Origin of the sequence: Streptomyces sp. NPDC048584 (assembly GCF_043199595.1) — a bacterium.
GTDB lineage: Bacteria > Actinomycetota > Actinomycetes > Streptomycetales > Streptomycetaceae > Streptomyces > Streptomyces edwardsiae.
Map to the genome: position 1 here is coordinate 451,415 of NZ_JBICWF010000004.1, position 18,501 is coordinate 469,915.

At 71.8% G+C, this 18,501-nt stretch carries 17 protein-coding genes and 2 tRNA genes; 4 read left to right on the forward strand and 15 right to left on the reverse strand.

What is annotated here, in order from left to right:
- Positions 1-444: 444 nt before the first annotated feature.
- Together ACGFR9_RS12335 and ACGFR9_RS12340 are read left to right on the forward strand one after the other, a co-directional pair.
- Positions 445-1,689, forward strand: coding sequence for a cytochrome b/b6 domain-containing protein (locus tag ACGFR9_RS12335; protein ID WP_393206200.1), 1,245 nt, complete (start codon positions 445-447; stop codon positions 1,687-1,689).
- Positions 1,686-3,296, forward strand: a complete 1,611-nt coding sequence (locus ACGFR9_RS12340; RefSeq protein WP_030217823.1) for an NADH-quinone oxidoreductase subunit NuoF family protein — start codon at positions 1,686-1,688, stop codon at positions 3,294-3,296. Before ACGFR9_RS12335 ends, ACGFR9_RS12340 begins: the two co-directional genes overlap by 4 nt.
- A gap of 107 nt (positions 3,297-3,403) precedes the next feature.
- Here the strand turns inward: ACGFR9_RS12340 and ACGFR9_RS12345 are convergent.
- From ACGFR9_RS12345 to ACGFR9_RS12385, 9 genes are all read right to left on the reverse strand, one after another.
- A tRNA-Ala gene (locus ACGFR9_RS12345) sits at positions 3,404-3,476 on the reverse strand.
- Positions 3,477-3,609: 133 nt separating this feature from the next.
- The gene (locus ACGFR9_RS12350) at positions 3,610-3,843 is read right to left on the reverse strand and encodes a hypothetical protein (protein WP_006136074.1); all 234 of its coding nucleotides are present in this window, start codon (positions 3,841-3,843) and stop codon (positions 3,610-3,612) included.
- A gap of 3 nt (positions 3,844-3,846) precedes the next feature.
- Positions 3,847-4,020: a hypothetical protein gene (locus ACGFR9_RS12355; RefSeq protein ID WP_106982038.1), complete on the reverse strand. Its 174-nt coding sequence runs from the start codon at positions 4,018-4,020 to the stop codon at positions 3,847-3,849.
- 202 nt (positions 4,021-4,222) lie between these two features.
- Positions 4,223-4,295, reverse strand: a tRNA-Ala gene (locus ACGFR9_RS12360).
- 131 nt (positions 4,296-4,426) lie between these two features.
- Complete coding sequence (locus tag ACGFR9_RS12365; protein ID WP_393206205.1) at positions 4,427-5,095, reverse strand: histidine phosphatase family protein; 669 nt, start codon at positions 5,093-5,095, stop codon at positions 4,427-4,429.
- Positions 5,092-5,535, reverse strand: a complete 444-nt coding sequence (gene rsfS, locus ACGFR9_RS12370) for a ribosome silencing factor (protein WP_311648102.1) — start codon at positions 5,533-5,535, stop codon at positions 5,092-5,094. Before rsfS ends, ACGFR9_RS12365 begins: the two co-directional genes overlap by 4 nt.
- Positions 5,536-5,630: 95 nt before the next feature.
- Complete coding sequence (locus ACGFR9_RS12375) at positions 5,631-7,361, reverse strand: LytR C-terminal domain-containing protein (RefSeq protein ID WP_393206209.1); 1,731 nt, start codon at positions 7,359-7,361, stop codon at positions 5,631-5,633.
- A 16-nt stretch (positions 7,362-7,377) separates the two neighbouring features.
- A complete protein-coding gene (gene nadD, locus ACGFR9_RS12380; protein WP_030217775.1) occupies positions 7,378-8,016 on the reverse strand; it encodes a nicotinate-nucleotide adenylyltransferase in 639 nt (212 codons plus the stop codon).
- Positions 8,017-8,077: 61 nt separating this feature from the next.
- Positions 8,078-8,242 (reverse strand): hypothetical protein, encoded by a 165-nt coding sequence (locus tag ACGFR9_RS12385; RefSeq protein WP_393206212.1) that lies wholly within the window; start codon positions 8,240-8,242, stop codon positions 8,078-8,080.
- Positions 8,243-8,663: 421 nt separating this feature from the next.
- Here ACGFR9_RS12385 and ACGFR9_RS12390 point away from each other — a divergent pair, with 421 nt between their 5' ends.
- Positions 8,664-9,761, forward strand: a complete 1,098-nt coding sequence (locus tag ACGFR9_RS12390; RefSeq protein ID WP_393206215.1) for a M48 family metallopeptidase — start codon at positions 8,664-8,666, stop codon at positions 9,759-9,761.
- 91 nt (positions 9,762-9,852) lie between these two features.
- On the opposite strand, the gene ACGFR9_RS12395 is transcribed toward ACGFR9_RS12390, so the two are convergent.
- From ACGFR9_RS12395 to proB, 5 genes are all read right to left on the reverse strand, one after another.
- Entirely contained in the window at positions 9,853-10,926 is a 1,074-nt protein-coding gene (locus ACGFR9_RS12395; RefSeq protein ID WP_393206218.1) for a hypothetical protein, read from the reverse strand.
- Between the two features lie 88 nt (positions 10,927-11,014).
- Positions 11,015-11,602 (reverse strand): hypothetical protein, encoded by a 588-nt coding sequence (locus ACGFR9_RS12400; RefSeq protein WP_393206221.1) that lies wholly within the window; start codon positions 11,600-11,602, stop codon positions 11,015-11,017.
- A gap of 51 nt (positions 11,603-11,653) precedes the next feature.
- Positions 11,654-12,940, reverse strand: a complete 1,287-nt coding sequence (locus tag ACGFR9_RS12405; RefSeq protein ID WP_393206224.1) for a glutamate-5-semialdehyde dehydrogenase — start codon at positions 12,938-12,940, stop codon at positions 11,654-11,656.
- Positions 12,941-13,003: 63 nt separating this feature from the next.
- Positions 13,004-13,471 (reverse strand): hypothetical protein, encoded by a 468-nt coding sequence (locus ACGFR9_RS12410; protein WP_393206227.1) that lies wholly within the window; start codon positions 13,469-13,471, stop codon positions 13,004-13,006.
- Between the two features lie 133 nt (positions 13,472-13,604).
- Complete coding sequence (proB, locus tag ACGFR9_RS12415) at positions 13,605-14,786, reverse strand: glutamate 5-kinase (RefSeq protein WP_393206230.1); 1,182 nt, start codon at positions 14,784-14,786, stop codon at positions 13,605-13,607.
- Positions 14,787-15,097: 311 nt separating this feature from the next.
- On the opposite strand from proB, the gene ACGFR9_RS12420 reads away from it, so the two are divergent.
- On the forward strand, positions 15,098-17,143 hold the full coding sequence (locus tag ACGFR9_RS12420; protein WP_393206233.1) for a hypothetical protein: 2,046 nt from the start codon (positions 15,098-15,100) through the stop codon (positions 17,141-17,143).
- A gap of 78 nt (positions 17,144-17,221) precedes the next feature.
- On the opposite strand, the gene galE is transcribed toward ACGFR9_RS12420, so the two are convergent.
- Positions 17,222-18,190, reverse strand: a complete 969-nt coding sequence (gene galE, locus ACGFR9_RS12425) for a UDP-glucose 4-epimerase GalE (RefSeq protein ID WP_393206329.1) — start codon at positions 18,188-18,190, stop codon at positions 17,222-17,224.
- Between the last annotated feature and the right edge of the window lie 311 nt (positions 18,191-18,501).

Genomic DNA, 18,501 nt, shown 5'->3' on the forward strand with positions numbered 1-18,501 from the left:
GGACTTCCCGGAAATGAAAAATCCCCTCGCACAGGAGGGGACGCCGCGCCGATTCCGACCTGCCGGTCACCGGCGGTCGGGACTGATCAGCGCGGCCCGCTAAGCAGAAGGCGTACGGCACGCATGGCGCCAGGGTACCGCAGGCGCCGTTCCGGCCGCGACGCGCTTCTCCGACACGCTGACCCAAGGTCAAGATTTACTTCGCTTATTCACCCCTAAGGGACATCACTACGGCCAGATTGTCTTTTGATAACAGCGCAATAACTCAAACCGCGTACTCATCGGTATGACGACGCCTTAGAGTTCGGCAGCGGGACCGCTTGACCGAACCTTCGGAGTTGCCCCCATGAACCCTCGTCCAGACAGCAGCCCACCCCCCGTTCGGGGCCGGTCGGCTGCGGCTCCGGTGTGCCCGCTCCGCGTCGTGACGCAGGGAGGCAGGTCATGAGGCCGGACGACAGCACGGCGGACGACTGGCTCGCCGAGTTCCTCAGCTTCGGCGTGGGCGTCCTGTCGCTCGTCTGCCTGAGCTGCTCGGTGATCTGGGGACTCGTGGCCCAGGACCGGATCCTGCTCGGCCCCCGTCAGCGGATCCTCGCCCAGGCGGTGCACCGGACGACCGCGGTCGCCTCGGTCGTCTTCCTGCTGGTGCACATCGGCATCAAGCTGGGACAGGAGCACACCAGCTGGATCGCCGCGGTGATCCCCTTCGGCCTGCTGCTCACCGACGACGAGGCCGTCCAGGGGAGGTCCTTCCTCATCGGGCTCGGCACCCTCGCCGGAATGCTGATGATCTTCGTGGGCATCACCGGTGTGCTGCGCAACCGGTTCGCCTCCCCGGCGCCGGTCGCGGCCCGCTGGCGGGCCATGCACATGCTGGCCTACCCGGCCTGGTGTGCCGCGCTGGTGCACGGGCTCTACGCGGGTCGAGCGGCCAAGCCGATCTTCCTGATCCTCTACATGCTGTCGGTGATCGGCGTCATGGGCGCCCTGCTGATACGGGCCTCTCCTGCCCGGGTCAAGCGCAGAATCTCCGACCGCCTCACCGTCCTGCTCGGCTCCGACCAGCAGCGCGACCGCGAGGAGCGGCTGGAGGAGAGCAGGTCCCGGATGGCCGAGTCCGCCCTGCCCGGATACGGCGGGCGCGGCTCCGCGCGGGGCGGCGACCGCCCGCGCGGGGAGCGCCCCCGGTACGAGAGCGCCGAGCGCGCCCCCGCCCCGGAACCGGCGAACGGCTTCGCGGCCGCCTATCGCGCGGTGTCGACGCCCGGCCGGCCTCCCGCCGGCCAGCCGCCCCTCACCGACGCCACCGCCCGGATGGAACTGCCGCTGGACATGCAGCCCACGCAGGCCATCCCCCCGGTCGTGGACGGCCCCTCCAGCACCTCGGGCAACTGGCCGATCCCGTCCCCGCCACCGGTCGGCGAGGCCCCGCCGTCGGCGTACGACCCGCTCCAGGACACGGGATTCAACATCCCGACCTATGACAATTCGACCGGTTCCGGGTACGGCTCGAGTGATGTGTACGACACCGGTGAGACGAACGCCGCCTACGGCACGTACAACCCGGGTGACACGTACAACAGCGGTCCCGCCAATGCACCACAGCCCGGCACGTCGTCGTCCTACGACTTCGACGCGCCGGGTTCGGGCGAACCTTGGAACACGCCTTCCGGAGGCTTTAAGTGAACGAGGCCCTGCCCGACGTACCCGAAGTCCGCGTGGTCGGGCTTCCCCAGCTCACGTCGGGCTTCGACCTTGTCGACCGGCTCGATCTGCCCATGCACCTCAAGGTGCACGGGCCGCTGGAGCCCCTGGGCGGTGAGCAGCTCGCGCAGCTCGCCGAACGCATCAACCTCAGGGGACGAGGCGGCGCGGGGTTCCCCTTCCACAAGAAGCTGCGCTCGGTCGCCGAGACGGCGATCAAGCGCGGTGTCCGGCCGGTCGTCGTCGTCAACGGAAGCGAGGACGAACCGGCCTGCCGCAAGGACACGGTACTGATCAACCGTGCCCCTCATCTCATCCTGGACGGCGCGCTGCTGTGCGCCGAGGCCATGGGTGCCCGCACGCTCGTGGTGGGGGTGACCCGGGAGTCCACCCAGCGGTCCATGGAGGCCGCGCTCGCCGAACGCGGTCTGAACAACGGCCGCCGCTCCGCACTGCGCGCCCGCGTGCAGCGCAATCCGGTCCGTATGGTCACGGGCGCGGCGGCCTCCCTGATCCGCTCCATCGACGGCGGTCCGGCCGTCCCGCCGGGCCGCAAGACCAGCGCCTCGAAGAACGGCGTCGGCGGCGCGCCGACCCTGCTGTCCAACGCCGAGACCTTCGCCCAGCTCGCCATCGCCGCCCGTATGGGCCCGGAGCGCTACGGCAACACCGGCCTGTACGACGAACCGGGCACCGTGATGCTCACGGTGTCGGGTGCGGTGGCCCGCCCCATGGTCATCGAAGCGCCGACGGGTGTGCCGCTGCGCTACATCCTCCAGCTCGCCGGCGCCCCGCCGGTGCCACAGGGGGTGCTGACGGGCGGTTACCACGGCAAGTGGATCGACGCGGCGACCGTCAACGAGGCGATCGTCTCCCGCAACTCCCTGGACGCGGTGGGCGGTGCGCTCGGCGCGGGCGCGATCCTGCCGATCAGTCAGGACACCTGTCCGCTGGGCGAGTCGCTGCGGGTCGCCCAGTGGCTGGCGGAGGAGAGCGCCGGCCAGTGCGGCCCCTGCTACCTGGGGCTGCCGGCCGCCGCGCGCGGCCTGGAGGACATCCTCAACGGCGGCGGCCCCGCCGCCCTGGAGGCGGTCAAGCAGGTCGCGAAGAACGTGAAGCGGCGCGGGGCGTGTTCGCACCCGGACGGCTCCGCGATGTTCCTGGAGTCGACCGTCAAGGCGTTCACCGACGACCTCGCCGCCCATGTCCTCGGAAACGGCTGCGGACGGCCCGTGGCGGGCGTTCTGCCGCTCTTCGAGGGAGGCAGGGCCCCTACGGGCATCCCGGGCGGCGGAGGCGAGGAGAACGGCCCCAGCCGCCAGAAGATCTACGTCGACTGGACGCTGTGCCGGGGCCACGGCCTGTGCGCGGACATCCTCCCGGAGGTGTTCCAGCTCGGCGCGGACGGCTTCCCGACGGTGGCTCAGGCGCAGGTGCCGCGGTTCGCGGAGGCGAAGGCGCTGCGGGCGGTGCGCCGCTGCCCGGCGCTGGCGCTGCGCATCGAGGACGAGTCGCCGCAGGCGAAGGCACCGTCGCGCAATCTGCCGGTGCTCTCCCAGGGGCGCGGCCGGCGCGCCCTGGGCCGCTAGCACCCGGGTCCCGGGCCGCCACGGCGGTCCGGGACGGGTCCGGACCGGGTCCGGGAACAAGCAGTGAGGGCGGAGCATCCTTTTGGATGCTCCGCCCTCTACTTCTGTGGAGCTAAGGAGAATTGAACTCCTGACCTCCTGCATGCCATGCAGGCGCTCTACCAACTGAGCTATAGCCCCGTGCCCTGCTCCGCCCGGTTTCCCCGGCGGCTTCGCCAACTTTACACGGTCGACCCGGCCCAACACCAAATCGGTTTCGCCCCACTCGCCTGTGTCCCGAAATGCCCGTTCCCGAGGGGCAGGCCCCGCGGGACTAGGCGGTCACGAACGAATAGAAGCGTTTGAGTGTGCAGTGCTCTTCCAGCAGCCGGCCGTAGATCGGCTCCCCCTCGAGTTCCCGGTACGTCTCGATGGGGTCGCCTTTTATGATCAGCGCCCGCGCGCATTCCTCGCACCAGTACTGGTAGTCGGGATTGATCGGCTCCATGTCCCGTACGATCGGCGTCCCGCTGCCGCACCAGTCGCACTTCCGCCTGTGTGCACCCATCGGTCAGCTCCAGCTGTGGCCGCAGGCCGTGCACACGTAGGAGATCCCTCCGTTGTCGCCGAGTACCTGAGCGATGTGCGCGGAACCGCAGGAAGGGCAGCCGAGCCGGGTCGAGGTCCGTGGCGTCGACACCGCTCCAAGGAGGTGGTCGACCCCCTCGAGGATGCTCGCAGGCATCACAACTCCCTCCCGTCGGGCCGCGCCCCCTTCCGGCCGTTTGATTCTGCCACGACCGGGCCGACACGGTCAGCGACGCCGTTGTACCGGTCGGGACACGGCTCGACGCCTCGCAGAGCTATACGCGTGCCGGGACCCTGCCGCTCAACGGCGGACAACGAAAGATCCCGCCTCCCTGGCGGGAGGCGGGATCTTCGTCATGTGGAGCTAAGGAGAATTGAACTCCTGACCTCCTGCATGCCATGCAGGCGCTCTACCAACTGAGCTATAGCCCCTGGTTGCCACGCTGGGCGGCTTCCTGGCGTTCTTCCCGCTCGGCGGGGCGAACAAGAAGAACTTTAGCCTGCGACCTGCCGGAAAGTGAAATCCGGGTCCCGGGGCTCCCCGGGGCCGGATCGCGGCTCCGTCAGTCGTCGTCGCCGAGCACGGGTTCCGGCAGGGTGCCGGCGTTGTGCTCGAGCAGCCGCCAGCCGCGGGCGCCCTCGCCGAGGACGGACCAGCAGCAGTTGGTGAGACCGCCCAGGCTCTCCCAGCTGCGCGGGTCGAGTCCGAGCAGCCGGCCGATGGTGGTGCGGATGGTGCCGCCGTGGCTGACCACGACGAGCGTGCCGTCCTCCGGGAGCTTCTCGACGTACCGCAGCACCACGGGGGCGGCGCGGTCGGCGACCTCGGTCTCCAGTTCACCGCCGCCCCTGCGGACCGGCTCACCGCGCTTCCACGCGGCGTACTCGTCGCCGTACCTGGCGATGATCTCGTCGTGCGTCAGGCCCTGCCAGACGCCCGCGTAGGTCTCCCGCAGCGCCTCCTCGTGGATGACGCCGAGGCCGGTGAGCGCGGCCAGCTCGGCGGCGGTGGCCGCGGCCCGCCGCAGGTCGGAGGCGACGATCGCGTCGGGCTTCAGCCCCGCGAGGAGACGCGCGGACCGGCGCGCCTGGGCGACGCCGGTCTCGGTGAGCTCCACGTCCGTGGAGCCCTGGAAGCGGCGCTCCACGTTCCAGGACGTCTGGCCGTGCCGCCACAGGATGACGCGGCGGCCCCGGCGCGCGGACCCGCTCACCTCACCCGTGGCGCTCACCACTCACCGCCGGTCTGCGCGGCCTCCTCGGCCTCCTGGAGCTTGGCGTGCTCGGCGGCCTTGCCTCGGGTGGCCTTGGCCTCCTCGGGCAGCTCCAGCTCGGGGCAGTCCTTCCACAGCCGCTCCAGGGCGTAGAAGACGCGCTCCTCGCTGTGCTGGACGTGGACGACGATGTCGACGTAGTCGAGCAGCACCCAGCGGGCCTCGCGGTCGCCCTCGCGGCGGACCGGCTTGGCGCCGAGCTCCTTGCTGAGCCGCTCCTCGATCTCGTCGACGATGGACTTGACCTGGCGGTCGTTGGGCGCGGACGCGAGCAGGAAGGCGTCGGTGATGGACAGCACGTCACTGACGTCGTAGGCGACGATGTCGTGCGCGAGCTTGTCGGCGGCCGCCTGGGCGGCGGCGGTGACGAGCTCGAGGGAACGGTCGGTTGCGGTCACTGCGAGGCTTTCGGTCGGCGGACACTTTGCTGTCAAGGGTCTCACGGACCACCGGGCGCACCCCACGCGACGACGGAGGGTGCGCCCGGAAGGAACTAGGAGCCGGGTTCGTAGTCCTGACCGAGGACCACGGAGACTCGGGCGTTCGCGGAGGTCCTGCCCTTGCTGACGGAGTCGGCGGGCAGCCCCAGGGTCTTGGCGACCTCGGTGGCGTTCTCCTTGTCGGCGGCGTCCGCGTAGACCACCTCGGAGGACGCCTCGGCGGCGCCGGCGGCGCCCGCGTCCCGGAAGGTGAAGCCGCCGTTGAGGAGCACCACGCGGGCCTTCTCGGTGTTGTCCTTCGTACCGGTGGCGTTGCGTACGGAGACGCTGACGGCGGCGTTCTTGTCGGGGCTCTTCGCGGTGCCGCCGAGGACGTCCTTGACGACGCCGTCACTGGCCTCGGCGGTGAGCGTGCCGTCCTCCTGGACGGGCAGCAGCGCGCTCTTGTGGTCGCCGCCCTTGGCGCGTTCGGAGAGCCGGGCGAGGAAGGCGCCCAGGTCCTTGTCGGTGAGCGGCGGCTCGAGGATCTGGCCGAGGGTCTGCACGGTGACGGTGGCGGCGTCCGGGTCGGAGGTCATCTTGCGCAGCACGCCGTGCATGACCTGCCCGAACCGCTCCAGCTGGGCGTTCTGGTCCTCGCCCGAGCCGCGGTGGGTGGCGTAGGCGACGGCCATCTTGCCGCTGAGGGTCTGGCCCTTCCCCTTCTTGACCAGGGATGCCTCGCCCTTCTTCTTGGCGTCCGGGTCGGGCACGTCGGTGTCGGTGTCGACCTCGATGTTGCCGACGAGGTCGACGAGGGTGAGCAGGAAGGGGGTGTCCAGCCGCCAGGTGCCCTCGATGTCGGTGCCGAGGACGGTGTCGAGCGCGGTCCTGGTGCCCTCGGAGCCGTCGTCCTCGACGGACTTGGCGAGCGTGGTGGTGGAGCCGTCGTCGCCGGTGAGGGCGAGGGAGTTGGGCAGCAGGACGGTGGTGCCCTGCTCGGTGGTGGTGTTGTCGACGAGCAGGGCGGTGGCGGTGCCGCCGTTGGTGGTGTCGTGCAGATGGACGACGACGACGTCCCGCTTCTGCGCGCCGGCGGCCGTCGTGGTGCCCGTGCCGGTGCCGGAGTCGGACACTCCCGGGAGCTTCCCCGCGTACCAGAGGTAGCCGACACCACCGGCCACGACCAGGGCGAACACCACGGCGAGGGCGATGATCCGGCTGCGGGCGCGGCGCTTGGCCTCCTCGCGGCGCTCGGTGCGGTTCTCCGTGAACTGCATCCAGTCGATGACGTCCTCGGAGTCGCCGTCGGGCTCCTCGACGAAGGCGAACTGCTCGGTGCGGTACTCCGGCGCGGACCCGTCGGGGTCCTGATCGTCGCCGGCCGGTCCGGGCTGCTGCGGGATGTGCGCGGTCTGTTCGGTGACCGGGGGCTGCTGCCCGGTCTGCCCGGTCTGCCCGTAGGGGTCGTACGGGGCGTCCTGGCCGCTCCGGCCGTCCTGCTGCGTGCCCTGCTGGGCCCCGTAGGGGTCGTAGGAGTCGTACGGCGGTGCCTGCGGCTGCTGCGGGGCGCCCGCCCCGGTGCCGTAGGGGTCGTACGCGGGCTGCTGGTGGCCGCCCGTCTGGTACGGGTCGTAGCCGTAGCCCTGCTGCTGGTAGGCGTCGTACTGCTGGGCCTGCTGGGTCTGCTGGGCCTGCTGGTCCGTGGCCTGGCGGTAGACAGGCCGGCCGTACTCGTCGTAGCCGACGAGTTCGTACGGGGCGCCCCCGTCGGCCCCGTATCCCGCGTCGTATCGGTCGTTCACCGGTGCCCCTCTCGGCTCACTCGCCGCGGTACAGGTCGCGCTTGTCGATGTAGCGCACGACGCCGTCCGGCACCAGATACCAGACGGGTTCTCCCTTGGCGACTCTCGCACGGCAGTCCGTCGAGGAGATGGCGAGGGCGGGAACCTCGACGAGCGAGACCCCTCCCTCGGGGAGACCGGCGTCGGTCAGATGGTGGCCGGGCCGGGTCACGCCGATGAAGTGCGCCAGGGAGAACAGTTCCTCGCTGTCGCGCCAGGTGAGGATCTGGGCGAGGGCGTCGGCGCCGGTGATGAAGAACAGGTCGCTGTCCGGGTTGAGCGCGCGCAGGTCGCGCAGGGTGTCCACGGTGTAGGTGGCACCGCCGCGGTCGATGTCGATGCGGCTGACCGAGAACTGCGGGTTCTCGGCGGTCGCGATGACCGTCATCAGATAGCGGTCCTCTGCGGGGGACACCGCGCGGTGGCTCTTCTGCCACGGCTGGCCGGTGGGAACGAACACCACCTCGTCGAGGCCGTACTGCGCGGCGACCTCACTGGCGGCCACCAGGTGCCCGTGGTGGATCGGGTCGAAGGTGCCGCCCATCACGCCGAGACGGCGTCTGCCCTGCCGGGACGGGCCGCTGCCGGGGCCGGTAGGCATGTCCTGCTCTCCCATGCGTGCAGACCCTACCGGCCCCGCCCGAGGACCCCGTCCGCCAGGGCGGCCGTCGCGGGGCTCAGCGGTCGCGGTTGAAGCGGGTGGTGATCCAGAGCAGGAGCAGCAGGATGAACAGGGCTCCACCGCCGACGAGGGCGGGGTTGAGGCTTTCGTGGTTGCCACCGTGCTCTCCGCCCTCGGCGGCAAGGGTGGCGAACTGGGCAGCGGCGCTGTGGATGCTCATCTTCGGCAGGACCTATCGCGTGTGGGCGGGATAAAGACGTGGCCTCATCGTATGCGGGGGCCTTCGCGGCGATCACGCCGACTCCGCCGTTCCGGGCGGACGCGAGGGCGGACGCGGAGGTCGACGCGAGGGCCGACGCCGGGGCCGACGCGGGGGCCGACGGGAGGACGCGAGGAACCTTCCGCGCCGCTCAGTCGTCCTTCCGGCTGTAGCCGCGCAGCAGGAACCACGCGGTGAGCGCGCAGCCCACCAGCATCACGACCAGAAGCACCCGGATCAAGATCTCGCACCTCCTCGGCCGTCCCGTTCGTCCGGCACTGCCCGTCCAAGGTAACTCCGCCTAGGCTGGGCTTCGCCGCGGGGGACGCGCAAGGGCCGCACCAGGGGCCGCGAGGGGTCACCAGACGCACATGGGGGATACATGTCCGACGGCCATCAGCACAACGGGCACGAGAGCGTGCCGAGCAGGCAGCGCAGGCGCTTCCCCGGGATCTCCACGCGCGCGTACGAGCATCCGGCGGACCGTTCCGCGCTGGTGGCGCTGCGCAAGCTGACCGGTTTCGACACGGTGTTCAAGGCGCTGAGCGGTCTGCTGCCCGAGCGCAGTCTGCGGCTGCTGTTCCTGTCCGACTCGGTGCGGGTCTCGGACCGGCAGTTCGCGCATCTCAACGACATGCTGCGGGACGCCTGCTACATCCTGGACCTGGAGAAGGTCCCGCCGATGTACGTCAAGCAGGACCCGAATCCGAACGCGATGTGCATCGGCCTGGACGAGCCGATCATCGTGGTGACCACGGGCCTGGTGGAACTCCTCGACGAGGAGGAGATGCGGGCGGTCGTCGGGCACGAGGTCGGGCACGCGCTGTCCGGGCACGCGGTGTACCGGACGATCCTGCTGTTCCTGACGTCGCTGGCGGTCCGCGTCGCGTGGATCCCGCTCGGCAATGTCGCGATCATGGCGATCGTGACCGCGCTGCGGGAGTGGTTCCGCAAGTCGGAGCTGTCGGCGGACCGTGCGGGGCTGCTGGTCGGCCAGGACGTCCAGGCCTCGATGCGCGGCCTGATGAAGATCGCGGGCGGCAACCATCTGCACGAGATGAACGTGGACGCGTTCCTGGAGCAGGCCGAGGAGTACGAGGCGGGCGGGGATCTGCGCGACTCCGTGCTGAAGATCCTGAACGTGCTGCCCCGTTCGCACCCGTTCACCACGGTGCGGGCGGCGGAGCTGAAGAAGTGGGCGGCGTCCCGTGACTTCCAGCGGATCGTCGACGGGCACTATCCGCGCCGCGAGGAGGACAAGGACGCGTCGGTGCGGGATTCCTGGCGGGAGTCGGCGAGTAGTTACGCGGGGGATGTGCGTAGCTCGAAGGATCCGCTGATGAAGCTGGTCAGTGATATCGCGGGTGGTGCGGGGGATCTGGGCGGGCGGGTTCGCCGGGGGTTCGGCGGGTTCACGTCGGCGCCGCCGCCGCCGAAGCCGGCCGCGGGGGACGACGAGCCGCCGCGCGACGGGGCGTAGTTTCTTCGCCCCCGCCGCCCGTTCCCGTTCCCCGGGGGCGCTGCCCCCGGACCCCCGCTCCTCACACGCCGGAGGGGCTGGGTTGCGACTCTCACAGCCTCGGCTGAGCCCCGGCGGCGAGCGTGCCGCACAGGGCCGGGGTGCTGCCCGTGGCGTACGGGTCGGTGCCGGTGGGGGCGGCGGACTTCGCCGTCTGGCCGGAGAGCAACGGGTTCAGGCGGGTGGTCGCGTCCTCCGCACAGGACAGCGGCCCAGCCTGGACGTACGCGAGGACGAGTTCCGCCTGGTGCAGCCGCAGATCGTCGCGGTCGAAGCGGAAGTGCAGTTCCCGCCGGACGGTGAAGAGGGACGCCTCGGTGTCCTGCCCCGGCCCGGCCGGACGCAGTGCGTAGACGAAGGTGTGGTCCGTGACGACCTCGAGGGTGGACGAGTCGGTCTCGGCGGCCTGCATGGTGCCCCGGACGCGGATCTCGTGGTCGGCCAGCCGCACCCGGGCGGGGTCGAAGCGGACCAGCCATCCGGTGGGCGCGTGCCGCCCGTCGGTGGTGGGCCGGTCGAAACTCTCGTCGAACTGGTCCAGCTGACCGGAGTCCACCAGCACCCGCACCGGCCGGGTCTCGCCGCCGGTGAGCACTCCCGGGTCGAGTCCGGAGCGTACGAGGTAGTCCTTGGCGGTGAGCAGCGCGGACACCACCTGGCCGTCGGAGAAGTGCTCGGTACGGCGGGACGCGGGGAGCGGGACCCCCTCGGCGCCGGGCCGGAACCCCGCCGCGGGACTGTGCGCGTACAGCCGTTCGACGTCGGTGGTGCCGGGGACCTCGCCCCGTGGGGCGAGCGGGACGACGGTCATCCGCAGCGGCTCGGCGGGCCGGTCGGCGGCGGGACTGCGGTAGGGGTGACGTACGCCCATGTAGACGGCGGTGCCGAAGGCCACGGCGATCAGCAGGACCAGGATCAGCGCCTGCCGGGACAGTCCGCGGCGGCTGCGCGGCGGGCGGCGGCGTACGGCGGGGGCGTGGTCGGTGATGCGCTCCTGGGCGGAGTACTCCTGGAGCCGGGCAGCGCGGACGAAGGACTCGTCGAAGACGACGGACCTGTACTCGTCCTCTCCACCTCCGGGGGCTCCCTCGGGCGTCCCCTCGGGTGGGTCCGAAGGCCCTCCCATATCTTCAGGGTAGGTCGGGGAGGGTCCCGGTAAACGCCCTGCCGAGGCCAACTTCTGACAGGTTCTCAACAGGTCGGAGGGCCGGTCCTCAGGGGCTGCCGGGCGGGATCACCGGGACGGTCTGCCGGGAGTGGTCGGCCGGCGCGGAGGGTGTCGCCGCGCCGCCCTGCTCCACGCCGGTGGTGGCGGGCGGCGGGGCCGGCTCCTGCCGGCCGGAGGAGGCACCCCGGTAGACGGCCGAAAAGGCGAGCGCGACCATGCCGACGCCCATCACCAGGGCGAGCATCCAGGCGACGGGACGGTGCCAGCGCACCTGGCCGCCGTAGGAGCCCGGGAAGCCGTAGCCGTCCTCCAGGACGTCGGGGTCGTCGTCCCGGTCGTCGTAGCCGCCCCGGTAGCCGCCGTACCCGTCGTCGTACCGCTCGCCGCGCGCTCGGGCCCGGTGGGCCTCGGCCTCGGATGCCTCGGCTCCGGCCTGCGCGGCCGCCAGGAGACGCTCGACGGCGGTCGGCTCGTGCATCTCGGCCGCCTGTACGAAGGCCTCGTCGAAGACCACGGAGGCGAACTCTTCGTCCGACACCCCGCGGTCGTGGTCGTCGTCGGGCTCCCCGCCGTCAGGGAACGGCGTGCCCCCCACGTCCTCCGGCACACATCCAGAGTAGACCTGGGGGGTCATTTTGGGCAGACGGTATGGAAATTCATCCGTCCGCCGAGACGCCTGTGCGGCTCAGCGCCGTACGTGACCGTCGCCGGTGACGATGTACTTGGTGCTGGTCAGCTCCGGCAGGCCCATCGGCCCCCGGGCGTGCAGCTTCTGCGTGGAGATGCCGATCTCCGCGCCGAAGCCGAACTGGCCGCCGTCGGTGAACCGGGTGGACGCGTTCACCGCGACCGTGGTGGAGTCCACCAGCTGGGTGAACCGGCGGGCGGCCTGCTGCGAGGTGGTGACGATGGCCTCGGTGTGGCCGGAGGTCCACAGCCGGATGTGCTCGACGGCCCGGTCGAGGGAGTCCACGACGGCGGCGGCGATGTCGTGGGAGAGGTACTCGGTCTCCCAGTCCTCCGTGGTGGCCTCCACGACGGTGGCGCGGGAGTCCTTGGCGTACGCCATCACTCGCTCGTCGGCGTGCACGGTCACCCCGGCGTCGGCGAGCGCGTCCAGGGCGCGGGGCAGGAACTCGGCGGCGATGTCCTGGTGGACGAGGAGCGTCTCGGCCGCGTTGCACACGCCGACCCGCTGGGCCTTGGAGTTGACCAGGATCTCGACGGCCGTGCCGAGGTCGGCCTGCGCGTCCACGTAGACGTGGCAGTTGCCGGTGCCGGTCTCGATGACGGGGACGACGGACTCCCGGACGACCGTGTTGATCAGCGAGGCGCCGCCGCGCGGGATGAGTACGTCGACCAGGCCGCGGGCGCGCATCAGCTCGCGCACGCTGTCGCGGCTCTCGCCGGGCACCAGCTGGACGGCGTCGGCGGGCAGGCCCGCGCCGTGCACGGCGTCGCGCAGCACCCGCACCAGCGCGGTGTTGGAGCGGTAGGCGGAGGACGAGCCGCGCAGCAGGACCGCGTTGCCGGACTTCAGGCAGAGGGCGGCGGCGTCGACCGTCACATTGGGGCGGCCCTCGTAGATGATCCCGACGACACCGAGCGGCACCCTGACCTGGCGCAGATCGATGCCATTGGGGAGCGTGGAGCCGCGGACGACCTCGCCGACCGGGTCGGGCAGCGCGGCCACGTCCCGTACGTCGGCGGCGATCGCGCGCACCCGCTCGGGGGTGAGCGTGAGCCGGTCGATCATGCCCTCGCTGATGCCGGCCTCACGGGCCCTGGCGACGTCCTCGGCGTTGGCCTCGACGATCTCGCTCGTACGGACCTCCAGCGCGTCCGCGACGGCGAGCAGCGCGTCGTCCTTGACGGCCCGCGGCAGCGGCGCGAGGGTCGCGGCGGCCCCCTTGGCCCGGTAGGCGGCCTGGTTGACCGGGGACATCGAGTCGTACGGCGAGAGCGTGGTCATGAGGGAAGGGTAGTGCGGGCGGCCGGCCCGGACGGCGGTCATCCCGAACCATGAGACACGGGTTCAAAAGGGATGGACGCCCACCGGGGTGGCCGGCACCGGCCCGTACCCGGCGGCGACCCGCTGGTGGTAGGTGGCCCGGTCGATGACCTCCAGGCCGACGATCTCCCACGGCGGCAGGCCGGCGGTCTGGCGGTGCTCGCCCCACAGGCGCAGCGCGACGGCGGCCGCGTCGTGCAGATCGCGGGCCTCCTCCCAGTAGCGGATCTCCGCGTGGTCGTCGGCGTAGCGGCTGGTCAGCAGGAACGGGTGGTCGTGGGCGAGCTGCTCCAGCGACCGCCGCACCTCGGCGACGGGGGCGGGCGCGCCGGAGACGCTGAGGGTGACGTGCCACAGGCGGGGCAGATCCCGGGGTTCGCCGCCGCCCTGGCACCGGTCACCGGTCGTGACGCTGCTCAGAGCGCGCTCCTCGCCGGCCGCACGGGAGCCGGCACCGCGAGACGCCGTCGTCCCCGGGCGCACTCGTCTCACGACGGCCTCCTTCACGCGCGGACCCACCCGGCGGTCGGGCGGATGTGTCCTCGCAACAAAGTTGAGCAGGCCGCCGGGGCCCGTGGGGCGCTTTTGCGGAACGTCCACCACCGGGGGTGGACGATTCGGCACATTACGGATGCAGGACCACCAGATCGTCCCTGTGTACGACCTCGCGTTCGTACTCCGGTCCGAGATCCCGGGCGAGTTCATGGGTGGAGCGGCCGATCAGGAGCGGGATCTCCCTGGCGTCGAAGTTGACCAGGCCCCGGGCCACCGCCCGCCCCTCGCGGTCCCGCAGCTCCACCGGGTCGCCCGCGCTGAACTCGCCGTCGACGCCGGCGATCCCGGCCGGCAGCAGCGACTTGCGGCCCTGGACGACCGCGCGCACGGCACCGTCGTCGAGGGTGATCGAGCCCTGCGGCGCGGAGGCGTGCTGGAGCCACAGCAGCCGGTCGGCGGAGCGGCGCCCGGTGGGGTGGAAGTAGGTGCCGGTGTCGCCGCCGGTGAGGGCGTCGGCGGCGTGCACCGTGCTGGTCAGCACCACCTGGATGCCGGCGGCGGCGGCGATCGAGGCGGCCTCGACCTTGGTGACCATGCCGCCGGTGCCGACGCCCGCCTTGCCGGCGCTGCCGATCTCGACGTGGGCGAGGTCTCCGGGACCCCTGACCTCGGCGATACGGGAGGTGCCGGGGCGGGCGGGGTCGCCGTCGTAGACGCCGTCCACGTCGGAGAGCAGCACCAGCAGGTCGGCGCGGACCAGGTGGGCGACGAGGGCGGCGAGCCGGTCGTTGTCGCCGAAGCGGATCTCGTCGGTGGCGACGGTGTCGTTCTCGTTGACGACCGGGAGCGCGCCCATCGCCAGCAGCTTGTCCAGGGTGCGGGAGGCGTTGCGGTGGTGGGCGCGGCGGCTCATGTCGTCGCTGGTCAGCAGCACCTGGCCGACGCGGACGCCGTAGCGGGCGAAGGAGGCGGTGTAGCGGGCGACCAGCAGCCCCTGGCCGACACTGGCGGCGGCCTGCTGCCGGGCCAGGTCCCGGGGCCGGCGGCGCAGCCCCAGCGGGGCGAGTCCGGCGGCGATGGCACCGGAGGAGACGAGGACGATCTCCCGCTCCCCGCCGCCCGCCCGTCTCCCGCCACCGCCCTCGGCCGAGGCCCTGCGGGCCGGGCCCGCGTTCCGCACCTTCGCCAGGACGTCCACGAGCGCGTCCACCCGGTCGGCGTCGAGTCCGCCCTCCGCGGTGGTCAGCGACGAGGAGCCGACCTTGACGACGATCCTGCGCGCCTCGCCCACGGCCCGCCTCACCCCTGCCACCTTGCCGCCGTCCCCTCTCCTGGCCCGCCCTGCTCACCGGGCAATCTACGTGAACGGGATGTGTGTCACGTCACTGGTCCACGCTACGGACAGCCCCGGCCGCCATCCGGAACGAAGGCCGACAGGCGGGAGAAGGGCCCCGGCCGCCACGGACGCCGCGGACGCCACGGACGCCACGGAACGGGCCGGCCGGAGCGGCGGCCCGTTCCGCGGCCCGTTCCGCGGCCGCTTCACGGATACGCGCGTGTCGTCGGGCGGTCACCGGGCGTTAACCGGGCACGGACGACCTGGTCCGTCCCAACGCTCCTGGAGTGACCGCAGTGCCCGTACCTCTTCCCCGTCCGCCGAGCCTCCTGGGAGGGCTGGTGGGTGCCGTGCTCGTCACCGCCGTCCTCGCGCAGGCGGTGGCGGCGCTCCTGCCGCACGTACCGCTGCTCGTCGCCGCGACCGCCGTGTCCCTGGCGGCCGAGTGCGTGCTGTACCGGTGGCAGCCCGGCATGGTGTCGCTGTTCGCCAAGTCGCACGCGGACGTCACCGTCCGCCATGTGCTGCGCGATCTGCTGCTGGTGGTGGGGCTGCTGCGGCTCGGCGAGCAGCACCGGGAGACGCAGTACGCCCCGCTCGTCGCCGCGCTGCTCGCCTTCTACGGGCTGCACTGCGCCGTCCAGGCGGTGTCGGTGCTGGTCCGCCGTACCCGCACGCTGCCCGTGGTGACCCGGAACATCGACGCCCGCGCGCTGCGGCTCTCCCCCGCCCCGCCCGTGCTGCTGCGCCGCGCCGGGCACCGGCTGCTGGTGTTCGGCCTGCCCGCGACGGCCGGACTGGCGGGGACGGCGGTGACCGACGACACCCGGTGCGCGGCGGCCGGTGTCGCGCTGTCGCTGGTACTGGCCCTGGCCGGGCTGGCCGTTCTGCTGCTGCGGCTGCTGCCGGGGCGGCGCCCGGCGGACGAGCAGGAGGTGCTCGACTGGTTCGACGCGTGGCTGGCGGAGTACCGGCCGACGGTCGGGCTGTACTTCTCCGGCGGGGTGTCCTCCGCCTACCAGGCCGGTATGTGGCTGGGGCCGCTGGCCGCGCTGGACGCCCGGCCGGTGATCATCCTGCGCGAGCGGTTCATGGTGCCGAAGATCGCGGCGACCGACATCCCGATCGTGTGCCTGCCGAAGGTGCCCACGCTGCTGCGGCTCGAGCACTCCACGCTCCAGGTGCTCATCCACCCCTCCAACTCCGGCAAGACCTCGCAGGTGCTGCGCATCCCCACCATCAAGCACGCCTTCGTCAACCACGGGGAGAGCGACAAGCCGTCGTCCTGCAATCCGTACGCGAAGGCGTACGACGAGGTGTGGGTGGCCGGTCCGGCGGCGCGCGAGCGGTACGCGCTGGCCGAGGTGGGGGTCGAGGACAAGGACGTGGTGGAGATCGGCCGCCCGCAACTGGACGCCGTACGCCCGTACGCGGGCCCGCCGGCCGGACGCCCCGTGACAGTGCTGTACGCGCCGACCTGGGAGGGCTGGGACGGCAATCCGGGCAACACCTCGGTGATCGCGGCCGGGGAGAACCTCGTACGGGCGCTGCTGGCGGACCCGGGGGTGCGACTGCTGTACAAGCCGCATCCGCTGACCGGCTCGGTGGATCCGCGGGCGGGCGCCGCGGATCGCCGGATCCGGGCGCTGATCCACGCGGCGGACCGCTCCCGCGCCACCGCGCCGTCGGCCGAACTCCTGCGCCTGACAGCGGAGTTGGACCGGCTCACCACCGCCGGTTTCCGGCCGGCCGCCGACGCGGCCGAGCGGATGCTCGTCCGGCCGGGCCCCGTGCCGGGCCGGGCGGAGGCGGTGGCCCGGGTGACGGCGGCCTGGGAGGAGGCCTACTGGGCGTCCCTCCCGGACAACGGACACCGGGTCATCGCGGACGCCCGCCCCTCGCTCTACGCCTGCTTCAACGTCGCCGACCTGCTGATCAGCGACGTGTCCAGTGTGATCACCGACTTCCTGGCGAGCGGCAAGCCCTACGCGGTGGCCAACACCGGTGACCTCCCCGAGCCGGCGTTCCGTACGGCCTTCCCGACGGTGGCGGCAGCGACGGTGCTGACCCCGGACGCGGCCGGGGTTCCGGCACTGCTGGACGCCGTACGGCATCCGGAGCGGGACGAACTGGCAGCGGCGCGCGCCGAGTTGAAGCTACGGCTGCTGGGGCCGGCGGAACCCGCCTCCCAGGAACGCTTCGGGGCGGCGGTGCGGGCGTTGTGCGCGACGGCGCTGGAGCACCGGGCGCGCACGACCGGGCCCGTTCCGGCGGAACTCCCGGGCCAGCGTCAGACGCGGCCCCGCCCGGCCGGCGTGATCACACGGGCGTGAGCCCGGGCCGGCCGCCCTGACGGGCAGGCAGACGCCACGGCTGCGGCACCCTGCCCGTCCGGCCCTCCGCGATTCCGGCTAGCGCCGGTGCCGCCACCCCTGCCAGGCCGAGTCGATCATCTCGTCCAGGCCGTGCCGGGCCGTCCAGCCCAGTTCCTCGCGGATGCGGTCCGCCGAGGCCACCACACGGGCCGGGTCGCCGGCGCGGCGGGCGGTCACCTCGGCGGCGACGTCCTCGTTGCCGGTGATCTTGAGGATGCGGTCGACCATCTCGCGCACCGAACTGCCCTCGCCGCGGCCGATGTTCAGCGTGAGCGCGGTGCCCTTCGGGGCCTCGTCGAGGCGGCGGGCGGCCGCGAGGTGGGCGGAGGCGATGTCCTGGACATGGATGTAGTCGCGGACGCAGGTGCCGTCGGGGGTCGGGTAGTCGTCGCCGAAGATCCGGGGTGCCTCTCCCGCCTCCAGCCGTTCGAAGACCATGGGGACGAGATTGAAGACCCCGGCGTCGGACAGTTCGGGGGAGGCCGCGCCGGCCACGTTGAAGTAGCGCAGGGAGGCTCCGCGGACGCCGTACGCGGTGGCGGCCGCCTTGATCAGCCACTCGCCGATGAGCTTGGTCTCGCCGTACGGGCTCATCGGCACACAGGGGGTGTCCTCCGTGACGAGGTCCACATCGGGCATGCCGTAGACCGCGGCGGAGGACGAGAAGACGACCTTGTCCACGCCGGTGGCGTTCATCGCCTCGAGGAGCGTCTGCAGACCGGTGACGTTCTCGCGGTAGTAGTGGAGCGGCCGTTCCACCGACTCACCGACCTGCTTCTTGGCCGCGATGTGCACGACCCCTGTCACAGCATGGTCACGAATTGCCTGCTCCAGCAGGTCACGGTCCAGGACGCTGCCGATGACGAGCGGTACCCCGTCCGGCACCCGGTCCCTGCTGCCGGTGGACAGGTCGTCGTACACGACCACGGACTCGCCGCCGTCGCGCAGGGCACGCACCACATGCGCGCCGATGTATCCGGCCCCACCGGTGACCAGCCAGCTCATGCTCATGCCTCCAGGGTCGCAGTCACTGCATGCAGAGTGTTCCGCGGGCCCCGAAAAATCGAATCGGGCCAACCGCACACAAGGGGTCATTGGAGCAGACCGGACGTCGACAGGTATGCGCAGCCGCGATCAGGAAGCTCCTGGAATCGGTCGATTCCGCCACCGGCCGGTCGCCGGGCGCTCGACTACCGCGCCCACGGAAACTTCGCGTGAATCCTTTACGCTGATGCGGCGACGCCCTCCAGGTCCATGGATGCCCGGAGCGCGGCCAGGCCCCAAGCCCACGCCAGAGCGCACTCGGTCAGTTCTCG